We start from the raw sequence: 12,861 nt of genomic DNA, 5'->3' as shown, positions 1-12,861 counted from the left end.
ATAGCATTCGGTACACAACCCTCGAAGGAATGCTTCATGGAAATCACCGAGCGACTTGCCGCAACGACACTTCATCAGAATCGCGATCCTACATAGAGGCCGATCAATACGCTTGCTATCAGCACTTCGATAACCAAGGTGATTACGAGCCATCGCTTCACTAGAACCGTCCCCCGCTCAGGAAGTGCGCAGTGAGCCACGCCATGAAGGCAAGCAGCACAAAGCGTCGCGCCTGCCCCGCTACTTGACTCTTCTTTGTCTTGGCCTTGTCGATAGCGAACCATGACCACACGTGCTCGCTGAGAGTGTCACCCGGTCTCTTGTTCAAAAGTCCTGGTATTTCGATCGCGAGAAACATCCCGATCCACGCTATCCACAGCCATGTCCACCCAGTCACCGTTGTCCTCCGCTTCTATTGTTATGTTCTGTGCAACCATGTTCAGAAAGTCGATCTTTGATTTGAGTATCGTTGCCTTGAGCAGCGCGGGATCATCCATAACCCCCGGCGCTGTCGGCACCCTTAGTTTGAGTCGATGTGGAATGCTCAAAGTGAATGTGATCATGACTTCCTGTCTAACGTCTCGATAGCCTTTGTCCGGCGCGGACACCATCAATGCTTGGCCAAATGCTCAAGAGCTTGACTCCTCCGCTAGCTCAGACTGATACACTGTCAGGCATGGAAAAGTACTTGGTGAAGTTCACGGACGGATCAGAGCAAGTGATCGAGGCAAAGGTTCTGGACTTCAATGAGCCTGGCGTGATGTTCAAAAGGGCCAAGCATCAGCAAGAGCCAATCGCGTTCGTAGCGTTCGTGCCGTACAGGAACCTACAATCGATCACCACAGTGAAGTAAGCGCACAGCAAAACGCCCCCGACGCAATGCCGGGGGCGTTTGTCTTGCTGGTCTTACTACTGCACCTGCTTGGGCTTGACGACGATAACCTCCCACACCGCAAGACCAGACGTGATCCGAATGTTCGAGGCGCCGCCGGCGTCTGTCACGTGGCGGACTTCTTCGATGGTTTCTGCCGATAGATCGTATCCGAGCCAAGTCGAGATCCACTCGACAACCTCTGACAGATCGGCGAAGCGCTCCACCATGTGGAGTTCATTCTCGCCAATCAGCAGGTATCCAAACTCCCGAGCCAGCTCCTCAGGCATGCCCCGCCCTTTTGTGTGAGTGAGAAGTGAGTTGAGCCTACCCCTTTGTTCTTTGGTAAGGGATGGGCCGTTCTCCCTGAGATCGCGGATCTCATTGCAGGTGGGGCAGTCCTCAACACACTCCGGTGCATCGGGATTCCCATTGTCATGATCCACGATGTGGATCTCTTCGCTACTCACCGCTGATCTTCGCTCCTTGCATCGACAGCCGCACTCCATGCAGTACGTGATACACGAACACCCGCAACCGCAATCACTGCAATAAACTTGACAGTCGCCGGCACTCATCTGCTCACCTTACCGGGTTGCTGTCAGGTTGGCTGTACTTTTTGACAATCTCCGCCACGTCCTGATACCCCCATGCATCCGTATAGCTCATAGGTTCATCATCACCGAAGGCGTTGAGGTAGAGCCGCGCCACAGCAACAAGGATATCTAGTTCGCAACGCTCAATTACGACGCGTGTCTCTCCAGCGCTCATCTGCTCACCTTAGCGGACTGTAGGCGGTACGCGGAACGAATCGTCTGTTCTGCCTGGCGGTAGCCACCATCACCACCGTTCATGCGGTACGCCTCGCCTAGCACATCGATCACCTCTTGCATGGGCATTGAGTCGTTGGCCGCGGCGCGTGCCGCCCACAGCAGGACGTTATTTCGGTTGCCCTCAGGAGCATTCAGGACCGACGCTTCAAGCCCTGTGATAGTGCCCGTGCCGGAAGGCTGTACGAAGTCGCTGAGGGATGCCGGCGTGATGTCTCGCGCTCCGTCGGTGAGGTACTGGACCAAAGCGGGAGGACAGTCCGCTACCGGCAAGTCGTTCTCTGCGATATACGGACCCTTATCGGTGAGAGACTGGGCGCCCAGGACGTAGCCCCCTCGCTCGCCCCCGTTTCCGCGGACGTCGACAAGCCCCTTGATTATCGAAGCTTGACTAGCCTTGATTCCGTCCGGCCAACGGTAATAATAGTGGCATCCCATCGACCCTGTGCAGACACGGTAGGTGTCGTTAGCCGTATCCCATCCGATACCGAGTCGCTCGCATAGCGCGCGGTAAACATCGGTGCCGTCAACAAGAGGTCCCCACGTTTCATGTAGACCGGCGAATAGGGTTCCTTTGAGCTGGTATTCCGTTTTGGGCAGGTCGCAGTCCACCACGAACAGACGTGATGGCGCACACGCGATGCCAATGTTCGCCTGTGGCGACCACTGCCAATAAGAAAGAATCTTCGCCACATCAGTGGTAGCTTCCTGACTCCATCGGATTTGATAAGGCTTATCGGGTTGGATTAGGTGTGGAGTCTTCCCTCCGGGTTGCACCGGGAAGATATGCCATCCTCGTTGCGCGGCCCGGATGGCATCACCGAGGAGATTCACTGCCACCACCTTTGGGGGGATTGCCTATGTGAAACCCATTGCATACCTTGCATTGGTAAGTCTGGATCGCTGCGGTCACGCGCGGATCCCTTTTAATCATCCTCTTGCGTGCGGAAGCGGCGGTGCCCTGCTTGGCATACCGCCGCTTCCGTTCGCAGTTGTGTTTGTCCCAGTCCACTAGCGCGCGTGGTGCGTGGCGGCGCGTACCTGGATTTCCAGCAGGCGCATCGACTGTTCTTCGGTGAAGCCGGCGCGCACCCAAGCCTCTTTCATTTCGTGTTGATGGGTGGCCATCAAGTCGAGCGTTTGGGCCGGATGCGCCGCGTGTCCCATGTGCTCAACGAATGAGATCAGAAGCTCTAGTTGAGCCTCTGCCGGCAGATCGGCAACCACGTCCCAATCCGCTCGCTCCGAGTCGTTCATCGTCGCCACCACTGCGTTACGCAGCTTGAGGTACATGTCCACTACTTCACCACTCCTGCGAATTCCTTGTTGCCGCCGATGCGATACTCCGACGTAGGCGCCTCTACCACTTTGCGCCCGCGGTACGATCCGGTATTCGCGTTCACCATGTAGCCCTTACCGTTCTTGTAACCGGTAAAGATCCCTACGTGCGTGATGTGCTTCGAGTCGCGTCCGAAGAACAGAAGGTCTCCCGGCTGCGCCGCGGAGAGGGCTATGTGCTTTGTCGCGTTGTACTGCGCCTGGGCAACGCGAGGAAGTGACTTGCCGGCCGACTTGTATGCCGCCTGCATCAAGCCTGAGCAATCCCAGTGATTCGGGCCCTGAGGATTGACCTGCGAGTAGCGGTCACCCATTTGTTTCCTGGCGTACGTAAGGGCGTTCTGCTTGGGCGTGGCGGCGTCAGCCGGAATGGTCCCGGCAATCATGAAGCCAAGTGCGAGCATGGAAACTGCGATTACTTTACGCATCGGAAACCTTTGATAGTAGGTACCAAAAAAGGCAGGCACCCCACGTATCGGGATGCCTGCCTTTAGAGGGTTGGATCAGCTTTCAGTCTGCGGAGGGAACCCGCACTGTTCGAGCGCGTACGTGAGGCTGAGTCCGTTGTTGATCAGGAGATTGACTGCCTGCGCACAGCACAGCAGTGCTTGCGCATTGGTCGCCTCTATCTCCGCTTTCAGCCTGGCACTGTGAAGTTCGCTATCTGAATCCATCTGCTTTTTCCCCACGCAAAGAAGTTCACTATCTGATTCCATCTGTCTTCCTCCCACGCAAAAGCCGGGCACCCCCCCATGATCGGGAATGCCCGGCTTTGAGTTAGTCAATCAAAGAACTACAGGAGGGAGGTCAGCTCAGCCTTCGCCGCGGCGTACTCAGCTTCGGCCTCAGCGAGGGGCTTGGCCTTGCGCGCCAGCTCGACATCGGTCTTCGCTTCCTTGACGCGCGCGATCGCGGCGTTCACCGGGTCAACCTTACGGCCCGGCTTGGAGCGGGGGGCATCGCTCTCAGGGGTCTCTACCTCAACAACGTCATCCGACATGGGAACATCCTCGTTAGTAACTTCCGGAGCCTCAACGACTTCCGGTGCCTGTACCTCTACCGTTTCGGCAGGGGCGGTATTGCGGGTCCTACGTGCTGCCATAGTAGGCATATCTCCTCTGGAATAGCAACGGATCCTCAGTGCGGATTACTGAGGGATAGTGGACGCGATCATACGCATCTGCTCATTGGACATCGGCACACCATTGGGCGCCACGTCAATCTGTCGGCTCTGGAGGAAAGCGACAAGCTGCGGGTCCTGCGCCACAGCCGGGGCGGGCTGATTGGTATTGCCCCACTGCTGCGCACCCGCCATAGGGTCGGGCGCCGGCGGAGCCTGTCCCCACTGCTGCTGAGCGGGCGCGGGCGGGGCTGCGGGAGCGGGTGCCTGCCACTGCGCCGGGGCCGCGGCGGGAGGCTGCTGAGCGGGCGCCTGACCCCATGCCGACGCCGCGGCCTGCGGTGCGGGAGCTGCGTTGACGCCTCCCCACACGTCCGCCGGGGGCGGGCTGAACTGCTGCTGAGCGGGCGCCTGCGGGGCCTGTCCCCACTGTCCGGCCGCGGGTGCGGCGGGCCCGCCAAAGGGCGCCTGCGGAGCCTGTACGGGCGCCGGCGGGGGCGGAGTCGGGACCGGAGGCAAGGGGAACTGCTGAATATAGCGGCCGGCGAGCTCGGCATCCGCATCGGAGAAGTTGGTTTCCAGCTTGAAAGCGGGATTCTTTCCCGGCTGAGGTTGACCCATACCGAGGCGACCCAACACCGCTTCGCCGAGGTGGTTCTCGATCTGAGGAACGATACCGGCACCGCCGATTGCCGCGCCGCTGATTACGGTAGGCAATCCGTCCGGGGCGATAAGGTCAAGAATCACCACGTGGGAGTTTACGATTTTCTTCGGGCCTTCCTCAGGCTTGAAGGTCACCATCTCTACGTAGTTCGGCCGAATGATGAACAGTTTGTTATGCCATTCGGGATGCTTGGACGGAGAGAAAATCTCGTTCGATGATGCGCGAACGAACGGGTTAGGAGTGCTCATGTCTCACTTTCCGAAAGGTACTGTGACGACTCGCCATGTGTTGTGTTGCGCTACTTCATCCGTAGCGGGGTCTACGTACTTATGACCCTCCGCGTTGATCTTATGTTCGGTATAGAAGACCTTGCCGCTGTCGATATAGATGTCTTCATCGACCGACACCAGGTTAGACTCAATGCCGTTGGCGATAAGCCAATTCTTGATGTACTCCTGCTGGTCAAAGCGCGCGATTAGCTCATCTCGCCATTCGGCATTGGTGAGATCGCTCGCCTCTTGACCGTACCAGATATAGATGGCATCGCCACTAGGTTCGGTATCCACGACCAAAGGAACGCCGGATCGGTCAGTCGACAACGGCCTGAACCTCGATCTCTCCGAGTCGGATCTTCCCGACGTGCGGAACGTTGGTTGCGGGGAGGATCCGCATACCGTACTGCCGGCCAAGCTCACGCCGACGCTCACGGTTCCGACCGGTGTGCGCAACCACAAAACCTGCGGTGTCGCGGCCACACTGCTGCTTTCTGGGCGTACGGGAATCCGACTCGGGAGGGATGGCATACCCAATGTCGTTGCCCCGGTCATCCTTGATGACGCGGTACTCCCAGGCGAACCTACGGAGTGCGCTCAGCGGCTTGGGCATTAGCTTCCCTTTCCAGACGTTCACGCCATCCGATGGTTACCGCATAGTCGGTAAAGAACCATGCCACCGGGCATACCCAGGCAGCTACTACGCCCAGGTAACTGGGATCATCCTGGGCGATAGTCCATCCGCCAGCCATGGCGGATATATAGAGCATCACCTTTGACAGAAGCGGTGGCTTCTTTCTCATCCCTCTTCTTTCCTCTGAATCAGGACGCCGGTTACGCCGGCGACCAAGCCGAAGGCAATGCCGGGCATCCTTTCGGTAAGGTTTTCACGAATGTCTTCGGCGTAGGATCCGTTACCGAAGTCAACCCCGAAGCACAGCAACACTTTGTCGCCGGCATGGAGTTCAACGATAGGGCTCGGTGTCGAGATGAGTTCAGCGTAAGGGGGTTCATCTTCTTTCTTGGTGGCGTGCCATTCTGCCTCAGTCAACAGGTCCGACAGTTTTTCGATCGTAATTCCATCCTCTCCCCATTGAACTTCCGCCTGAAAGTTATTGGCATGCAGGATGGTTCCCGGGGCGTCGTCGTAATAGACGCGAGTCCCTACCTTGAACTTGAACAACGGACAGCCCCGTATATGCCCGCCCGGGACGTCGGCATGAACAGGTGGACATGTACAGCTACGCTCTGCCATTGCAGCCCCTTTCCATATGCGGATCCTGCTTGGCGAAGAACGGGCAGAACGTGCAATCGTCGGCAACCTCGAACGTCTTAGCTGCCTGCAACTGTGTAAGTCCCTGCTGCTTGAGAACCCCGGTTTGCTGTGCGATCTGCTCAGCGCGCCGGATAGCCGTATGCGCTATATCGGGATCGTACGGCTCGACCACTACGTACAGGTCGGCAAGGGAGTTCTGTTCCCGCGGCCACGCAATCAAAGCAATGTGCGTAACCTTCTCGCCTTTGAGTCGCTGCCCGTATCCGTACACATTGAGCTGCGTCCGATACAGCGGAGAGATTCCCTGAGTCCGCAGCTTGTCCAATGAGAAGCGACCCATAGCCTTGTGGTCATCGACCATGCAAACCACGCGGTCAAGCAGATCAGACGTTCCCTTGGGGACTACTTCTGACGGAAACGTGAGCGGAACCTCTACCGCAAACCGCCCGGTATTAGCATCTGCCCATTGGAACATTTCTGCGAGTCCGGCATGGATGCATGTACCCACAAAACTTGCCCATCCGTCCATGCCTGGATTGACAGGAGCCACGTGCATGACCGACATTGCCAAACGCCTGTCACAAGGGGTTCCGATTTCAGAAGGCCCCAAAGTAGTCTGAGTACTGCGTTCCGTACGATTGACATAGGCGAAGAAGATCTCTTTCATCTGTGCCGCTATCTCTAGCGACTTCTCATCCATGCCGATCGTCTTAAGCGCGGCCGGCTGTTCATCGGCCTTGGCGAACTGGTTAAGGAACTGCCGCACCTTGGATGGCGCGTCGTCGGGATGCGGATCTGCATTGACGAACCTGGGATAGCACGTGTGCCGGCCGCGGAGTTCGGTGTTGCAGTACTGACAGAACTCACCCGATGCGCTGTCGCCCCTGACGTCCGTAAAGACAGACGGCTTGAGATCGAGCGTCAGACGACAGTTCCCGATTCCATGACCAGCGCCTTTTGGCTTGCCGCACGAACAGGACTTGAATTCGTAGTCATCAGTCCGTTGCGCAGTCGGGATAGGAGCATCGCTCGGGACATCCGGGGAGGCATCCCCCAGAGTCGTCCCGCTTACGGTCGGCACGGTCGCCGGCGTATCCAGGGCACCCGCAACCGGCGGGAGAGCAGCTCCCGTTGGCGTGCTGTCCCGGGTGGGGACAGTCTGCGGGAACGTCCGCGCCAGTGCCTCGAACTCCAGTCGCGCCGCCATCACCTCCGACGCCTGCCGCGCGATCTCCACTGAGTTCGCAACACCAGTCGCCGGCTGAACAGTCGACCCCTGAGGGCTTTCCGCAGGGAGACTTTCCGACGCTTGCCGCGCGCGCTCCATGGAGTTCACAACACCACCTGCCGCCGGGGCGGACACGCCCGACTGTTCGCCCACAGAAGGACTTAGCGTCTCTACCCGCTTCGGCGGTGGGGGAGGCAGGGGGTTTGCGGTAGCTTCCTCCCCGCTCAAGACTTCCGATGGGAAGAGCGGTTCGGTAACCGGATTCACGGCAGGACTCACAGAATCCCGATCCGGTATCTGCATCGGGGTGTCGGTAACAGACTTGCCTGACATCGGACATACAGTCTCGCCCCACTTCTCTCCCATGTGCGGGCCGAACATTCCGTTCATAACCTGAGGACTTCGGCCGCATCCCTCTTGGGGGCAGGGTGCGGTCAGAGGTTCGGTTGCTTTGGCTAGCTCCTTGGCATATTCCGTAGCGCCAAGGAGTACCGGAGTCTCGGGAGACTTGCCATTCTTCAAGCGCCCGGAGAACGCGCAGATCTCTGTGCCTCCTTTCTCGGAAAGGTGCTCCTTGAAAGCGCGGTTTTCGTCAAGCCGCGGGAGGCGTTCACACAACGGGCACTGATCATAGTCGCGACCCTTGACGGGTTCATCGCTCTTAGAGTCGGGCCCTTCCATAATCAATTTCATAGGAACATGCTCACCAGAATTGAAACAGCGGTTATCCTTAGGTCCATGCTGACGCCATTTCAGATTGGCGGTAACTGACACCGACTCCAAGCATTTAGGGCAGCGATATTTCACCACCTCGTTAGCCATCGTCTAGTAGCTCCCTTGCATACTCTCTCAATAGGGTGCGATAAGGTGGATCATTTAGGTAAGCAATAGCGCGACCAAAGGCGTTAGGGTCATCGCGGAAGTGTCCGAGGATCCGGTTGCACGTAGAGCACAGCAATCCCCGGACTTCCTCTGTTTGGTGATCGTGGTCAACCGCTAGACGTTTCGTCTTGCCAGTAGCACGCCGACATATGGCGCACTTGCCATCCTGTAGTTTGTACAGGCGGTCGTAGTGATCGGCATCGGCGAACGAATAGGTCTTGTTCACCGCCGCGGTATGCGCGCGCTGCTTCTGAGCTTTCTTTGCTTCGCGCCAATGGGTTGCGCATCGTGGCCCCGGATTTGGGGCCGGCCGCTTCGATCCAGGCAGGCAATCGACGCAGACTTTCAGCTTTGGCATTCCTGGTAGGGGGGTCGCCATCCCACTTCCTTTCCCGCGGGTCGATAAACCCTGGGCGCACGATCCCGCAACCTACGCACCAATCGCAGACAATGACGCGGGGCGGAACGCCTATGGATGAATTCCACAGATGCTCCGCCCCTTCGATGCCTCTGCACACTTCGCACCTACTCAGGCGGACGAATGTACGTCGTGTAACTCGTGCGCTCACACTCGGCGGCAATCTGAGGGTAGTTCTCCCTCAAGTAATCCAGGTCCATACGAGTGATGGGCTTGACCTCTACGCGCAACACACCCTTAATGACAGTGTCAGCGGGGCGAGTTTTGGGGTCGCGCTCGTAACCGAGCATGCCGAGTATCTTTGCTGTGGTCTGCTTCTCGTAACGCAACCACTGATTTTTGTTTTCCCCAGCCTTGCGCTTCTGTTCGAAGAGTTCGGCAAGGAGCTCTCGATTGATCTCTTCCGCCACGAGGATTAGTCCTTCCCCGAAAGCATCTTGCGGAGCATGCCGCCGATAGCGTTAAACTCGCGCTGCTTCGACCTGCGGCCGGAGCTGTAGGCGAACAGCCATACAACTACGCATATGACTACCAGTTCCATTTCATGTACCTCTTACTGTGAGGATTACGGACCTCCTGAGACTGGGCCCGTAAGACATGAGACTGACGTTGGGTTCCTTGCCGGACTCTTGCGCCCAGAGTTCGACCCACTGGGCGGCCTTGAGCATCGAAGGGAAGCGAACGTCGGTAAGGCCGAAGTTGTCCGGTTCCTTTTCGGCGCCGAAGCATTCCAGCACTTTGGGATGCAGCATAAGATCTCTCAATTGAACGCTACCCAAAAGCAAAAGCAGATCGTTCCCATGAACGCAAGGAACGCGATCATCCCCGGGATACCCATGGTCTGAGTGTCCGGAGGAGTCGACTTGCCATCCGACTCCGGGCCCCAAAGATCAACCATCACTCCGCCATTCTTTTGAGGAAGCGCGCCGCGGACGCGGACGCCTTGCGTGCTCGACTGACGCGCCTCGACTCGGTTGGCGAGTCGGAGTCCTGAGGGGTTTCATCGCGGCGCGTACGCTGGCGCTGACGCGTCTTTTGGATCCGCTTTTGGGTCACGCCAAACCCTCGCGCCCGTCGTACTCTGGGCCGGCGCCCGGCACTTCGAGGCGCGGCTTGCCGAGGCACGGTTCCTCAACCGGGTGGGTGCAACCCTTGTCGACGCGCTGCTGCACCGCGGGAATCGTCTTCCTTATGAGACCCGCTGGCGCATCGTTGACCATGACCGCAACCTGTCGAGGAGTCCACAGGGCAACCTCACGGATACCGATGCGCACCAAGGCGTGATAGACGGTTTCTGCCTCGAACTCTGTGCCGGCGGATACGCCCCCCACTTCTTTGGTAATGGGGTCGGTCCAGGTGACCATGTAAATCATTGGGTATTCCCTCCGATGGCTGTGAAGTGGGAGGCATCGGAGGGGAAGCAACTGAATCCGATGCCTCCCCGTTCCGGTAGCAGGGATCGAACCTGCGGCAACATCGCGCGTTCAATAGTTCGCGACTGCTCTACCAACTGAGCTATACCAGAGTGCAGAGAAGGGGGCGGAAATGGCGTCAACCCATGCCCCCTTCTCTCGCTATTCAGTTATTCACGGTGGTCGGAACACCGCCCCCCTGCCATTTAGGTAGGGAAGTCTTTCGGGCATGACTAAGCCCCCGCTGGCAGTGATACGCCAAACGGGGGCTTAGGTGTGTCGGAACTATGCGGGGCGCGGGTCGTCCGGGTTGTTGCGCGCGTACAGGTCTGCGATCTTCGGACTGAGTCGACCGCGGTCCGCAACCTCATGACCGTGCTTGCGTGCCCACTCCTTGGCGCGACGGTTCCATTCAGTCAGCGCCGGATTGGGTCCCTTGATCGCAAGCTGATGGTTGGCGCGCGGTACTGTCTTGCGCGCCACGCTGACGTAGGGGGTGAGCGCCTTCACCAGCTTGTCAAACGACGCCGACGCGAGATCGATTTCGTAGTGATCGAGACCGATGTAGGTTTCGCCTGAGTCCTCGTCTTCGGCCTTTGAGGGGGCGGCGAATCGAATCGTCTCGATATCCTCAGCCGGCTTGCCAGTGAGGTCATCGACGTACTCCGTACGGAAGTAGGTAGCCACCTCGCCGACTCCCGGAACGTTCGCCATCACCTCCTGTACGTTCTCAGGGTCCTTCTCGAAGTCTTCCTTGGTCGTCTGTGTTGCCTTGGTAGCCACGTGCTCTCCCTTGTTCTTTTTCACACCCTATCACTGGGTTTGCTCCCCTAGCGGGATTCGAACCCGCAACGCGCCCCACCGTATGAGACCGCTCTATCCGTTGAGCTATAGGGGAATCTATTTAGTTGTTTATCATCTCCACCCCGCCAACTACCGTCAGGCAGGGGGAAGTTCTTTGGCCGCTTGGATCAGCCTTTCGGCCAATCTCAATGCGCCTTCACCGGTCAACTCAAGCAGGATCGGCCGGTTGCGATCCTTGCTCTCGTTGACATACTGCGTAACAACTACCGTGTCTGGGTTGCCGGTTGCTCGACTCACTCCGGGTTCAACCGAACCCAAGTTGGCAGTATATGCCGTCTTACCCAAGGGGATGCCTTGTCTGCGAGACTTCGGACAGCGCCTTCTTTGTGATGACCTTTACGAGGTAGCCGGATCCGAATCCGATGTTCATCACTAGATACCAGAACTTCTCCGCCCCGGTCAGCGTCACGAGACCGTACTCACTGAGGGCTTTCTTCGCCGGCACCTTCGCGAAGTACGCTGCCCCCAAGGCAATGCACCCAAGCAGGTACCAGATGCTTTCTGCCCCGGTGGTTCTTCCGCTACCCAACTGCTGCGTCACTGTCCGCCCCCATTGGCTTCTTCGGTTAGGTACGCTTCGGCATCCAAAGCTAGCTGCCGCGTCTCGCTGTTCCGTTGCAGGCTATCGCGAAGCTTAGCAGTTAACTCGTTGTCTGGCGTGTTCGGATCCGCAAGATACTTACGGGTAATCTCGCTTAGAAAATCCAGTCCGGCGACCAAGTCAGCGATCGATTCTCGAAACCCGTCTTCATCCATCCCACTACTAGGAGTCATGCGATCCATCGTAGCGGCAAACATGACAGAGCGCCCCCATCATGCATGAACGGGGGCGCTCTGTTTTACGCAGACTACGCCTTGATGGACCTCACGAACTTTGTCCAAGCCGACGTCGGTACTTCGATGAGCGGGCCGTATTCGTCCTTAGAATCCAGAACGGCTACAGCTCTGGCCGATCGCGCCAACCCCACGCAGTTGTCTCCCGCAGTGGAGTATGAGGAGAACGCGAACGACTGCCCCTCGTGTGTTCGAGTGACTGCTTTCTTGCTGTCTGCCACGATGTCAGCGCCTCTTTGATGAAGTCACGAGTATGGGACTGAGACATGGACACGCTGACAATATCGCTGAAAGCGCTATGCAGTCCGGCCATTGCCTCCAAACGACTGGAGTAGTAACTCCCCATGATCGTTTCGACGTACCCTACACGATCCTTGCCGCCGAAGCCATACATCATGAAGCTACTGGCGAGGTGGGGCACCACCTCGATGTCCGGCAAGACCTGAATCGAGATCTTGTCATGCTTGGACAATTCGAGGATGTGCATCAGTTGGACAACGTGTGCGTCGGCCCCGTCGCTGAGTCCACTCGTGATAGCACGTTCGCCTATCACAAAGTATGCGGCTTCAAATTCGTCCGTCAGGCAACGACGGAGGAATTCCTTTGAGCGCCGATCCTTGAGCAGCACCCGGCGCCGAAGCTCGATCGACGCCATCCGCGGATGCGCGGCTTTGATGATGCGCTCCGAGTAACGCATGATTTGAAGATTGCCAGGGATGACCGTGCTGTCCCACGTACGCACAGTCAAGGCCGCTTGATCCAGGGCGGACAAGCGATCGATGTTGGTCAAGCCACCCTCTACGGTCTCTACCCGACCGGTCCCGCGCTGGTCAGCAGCCCGTAAGCTCCTGA

21 protein-coding genes and 2 tRNA genes are annotated in these 12,861 nt (G+C 58.0%); all 23 read right to left on the bottom strand.

Annotated features, from left to right (window positions below; all coding sequences use genetic code 11):
- Positions 1 to 308: 308 nt before the first annotated feature.
- The 23 genes from GT042_RS36850 to GT042_RS38530 all read right to left on the bottom strand — a co-directional run bounded on the left by GT042_RS36850 (position 309) and on the right by GT042_RS38530 (position 12,799).
- Positions 309 to 563: a hypothetical protein gene (locus GT042_RS36850; protein ID WP_161313014.1), complete on the bottom strand. Its 255-nt coding sequence runs from the start codon at positions 561 to 563 to the stop codon at positions 309 to 311.
- A gap of 346 nt (positions 564 to 909) precedes the next feature.
- Positions 910 to 1,341, bottom strand: coding sequence for a hypothetical protein (locus GT042_RS36845; protein ID WP_161313013.1), 432 nt, complete (start codon positions 1,339 to 1,341; stop codon positions 910 to 912).
- A gap of 112 nt (positions 1,342 to 1,453) precedes the next feature.
- Positions 1,454 to 1,642, bottom strand: a complete 189-nt coding sequence (locus tag GT042_RS36840; protein WP_161313012.1) for a hypothetical protein — start codon at positions 1,640 to 1,642, stop codon at positions 1,454 to 1,456.
- Positions 1,639 to 2,535, bottom strand: a complete 897-nt coding sequence (locus tag GT042_RS36835; protein WP_161313011.1) for a bifunctional DNA primase/polymerase — start codon at positions 2,533 to 2,535, stop codon at positions 1,639 to 1,641. Before GT042_RS36835 ends, GT042_RS36840 begins: the two co-directional genes overlap by 4 nt.
- Positions 2,536 to 2,712: 177 nt before the next feature.
- Positions 2,713 to 2,994, bottom strand: a complete 282-nt coding sequence (locus GT042_RS36830) for a hypothetical protein (RefSeq protein ID WP_161313010.1) — start codon at positions 2,992 to 2,994, stop codon at positions 2,713 to 2,715.
- Between the two features lie 5 nt (positions 2,995 to 2,999).
- Entirely contained in the window at positions 3,000 to 3,443 is a 444-nt protein-coding gene (locus GT042_RS36825) for an NlpC/P60 family protein (RefSeq protein WP_161313009.1), read from the bottom strand.
- 99 nt (positions 3,444 to 3,542) lie between these two features.
- Positions 3,543 to 3,755: a hypothetical protein gene (locus GT042_RS36820; RefSeq protein ID WP_161313008.1), complete on the bottom strand. Its 213-nt coding sequence runs from the start codon at positions 3,753 to 3,755 to the stop codon at positions 3,543 to 3,545.
- Positions 3,756 to 3,832: 77 nt separating this feature from the next.
- Positions 3,833 to 3,961 carry a hypothetical protein gene (locus GT042_RS40020; protein ID WP_272925812.1) on the bottom strand — a complete coding sequence of 43 codons (129 nt, stop codon included), beginning with the start codon at positions 3,959 to 3,961 and terminating at the stop codon, positions 3,833 to 3,835.
- A gap of 225 nt (positions 3,962 to 4,186) precedes the next feature.
- Positions 4,187 to 5,071 carry a hypothetical protein gene (locus GT042_RS38540; protein WP_202534756.1) on the bottom strand — a complete coding sequence of 295 codons (885 nt, stop codon included), beginning with the start codon at positions 5,069 to 5,071 and terminating at the stop codon, positions 4,187 to 4,189.
- A gap of 3 nt (positions 5,072 to 5,074) precedes the next feature.
- Positions 5,075 to 5,389 carry a hypothetical protein gene (locus GT042_RS36815; RefSeq protein WP_161313007.1) on the bottom strand — a complete coding sequence of 105 codons (315 nt, stop codon included), beginning with the start codon at positions 5,387 to 5,389 and terminating at the stop codon, positions 5,075 to 5,077.
- A gap of 22 nt (positions 5,390 to 5,411) precedes the next feature.
- Positions 5,412 to 5,732, bottom strand: coding sequence for a hypothetical protein (locus GT042_RS36810; protein WP_161313006.1), 321 nt, complete (start codon positions 5,730 to 5,732; stop codon positions 5,412 to 5,414).
- Positions 5,733 to 5,894: 162 nt separating this feature from the next.
- Positions 5,895 to 6,278 carry a hypothetical protein gene (locus tag GT042_RS36805; RefSeq protein ID WP_161313005.1) on the bottom strand — a complete coding sequence of 128 codons (384 nt, stop codon included), beginning with the start codon at positions 6,276 to 6,278 and terminating at the stop codon, positions 5,895 to 5,897.
- A gap of 58 nt (positions 6,279 to 6,336) precedes the next feature.
- Positions 6,337 to 7,707: a hypothetical protein gene (locus GT042_RS36800; RefSeq protein WP_161313004.1), complete on the bottom strand. Its 1,371-nt coding sequence runs from the start codon at positions 7,705 to 7,707 to the stop codon at positions 6,337 to 6,339.
- Between the two features lie 1,299 nt (positions 7,708 to 9,006).
- Complete coding sequence (locus tag GT042_RS36790) at positions 9,007 to 9,309, bottom strand: hypothetical protein (RefSeq protein WP_161313003.1); 303 nt, start codon at positions 9,307 to 9,309, stop codon at positions 9,007 to 9,009.
- Between the two features lie 642 nt (positions 9,310 to 9,951).
- Positions 9,952 to 10,272, bottom strand: a complete 321-nt coding sequence (locus GT042_RS36785; protein WP_161313002.1) for a hypothetical protein — start codon at positions 10,270 to 10,272, stop codon at positions 9,952 to 9,954.
- A gap of 71 nt (positions 10,273 to 10,343) precedes the next feature.
- Positions 10,344 to 10,424 (bottom strand) — tRNA-OTHER (locus GT042_RS36780).
- Between the two features lie 172 nt (positions 10,425 to 10,596).
- The gene (locus GT042_RS36775; RefSeq protein WP_161313001.1) at positions 10,597 to 11,094 is read right to left on the bottom strand and encodes an Lsr2 family protein; all 498 of its coding nucleotides are present in this window, start codon (positions 11,092 to 11,094) and stop codon (positions 10,597 to 10,599) included.
- 42 nt (positions 11,095 to 11,136) lie between these two features.
- A tRNA-OTHER gene (locus tag GT042_RS36770) sits at positions 11,137 to 11,209 on the bottom strand.
- Between the two features lie 41 nt (positions 11,210 to 11,250).
- On the bottom strand, positions 11,251 to 11,433 hold the full coding sequence (locus GT042_RS39760; RefSeq protein WP_237531559.1) for a hypothetical protein: 183 nt from the start codon (positions 11,431 to 11,433) through the stop codon (positions 11,251 to 11,253).
- Positions 11,434 to 11,452: 19 nt separating this feature from the next.
- A complete protein-coding gene (locus tag GT042_RS36765) occupies positions 11,453 to 11,716 on the bottom strand; it encodes a hypothetical protein (RefSeq protein ID WP_161313000.1) in 264 nt (87 codons plus the stop codon).
- Entirely contained in the window at positions 11,713 to 11,949 is a 237-nt protein-coding gene (locus GT042_RS36760; protein ID WP_161312999.1) for a hypothetical protein, read from the bottom strand. The genes GT042_RS36765 and GT042_RS36760 overlap by 4 nt, the downstream gene beginning before the upstream one ends.
- Before the next feature lie 74 nt (positions 11,950 to 12,023).
- A complete protein-coding gene (locus GT042_RS38535; RefSeq protein WP_345944058.1) occupies positions 12,024 to 12,143 on the bottom strand; it encodes a DUF397 domain-containing protein in 120 nt (39 codons plus the stop codon).
- A complete protein-coding gene (locus tag GT042_RS38530; protein ID WP_202534753.1) occupies positions 12,113 to 12,799 on the bottom strand; it encodes a DUF5753 domain-containing protein in 687 nt (228 codons plus the stop codon). The genes GT042_RS38535 and GT042_RS38530 overlap by 31 nt, the downstream gene beginning before the upstream one ends.
- Between the last annotated feature and the right edge of the window lie 62 nt (positions 12,800 to 12,861).

Source organism: Streptomyces sp. SID3212 (genome assembly GCF_009865405.1).
Taxonomy (GTDB): Bacteria; Actinomycetota; Actinomycetes; order Streptomycetales; family Streptomycetaceae; genus Streptomyces.
Note: the sequence above shows the minus strand (reverse complement) of the source record. Positions and strands in the feature narration are given on the sequence as shown.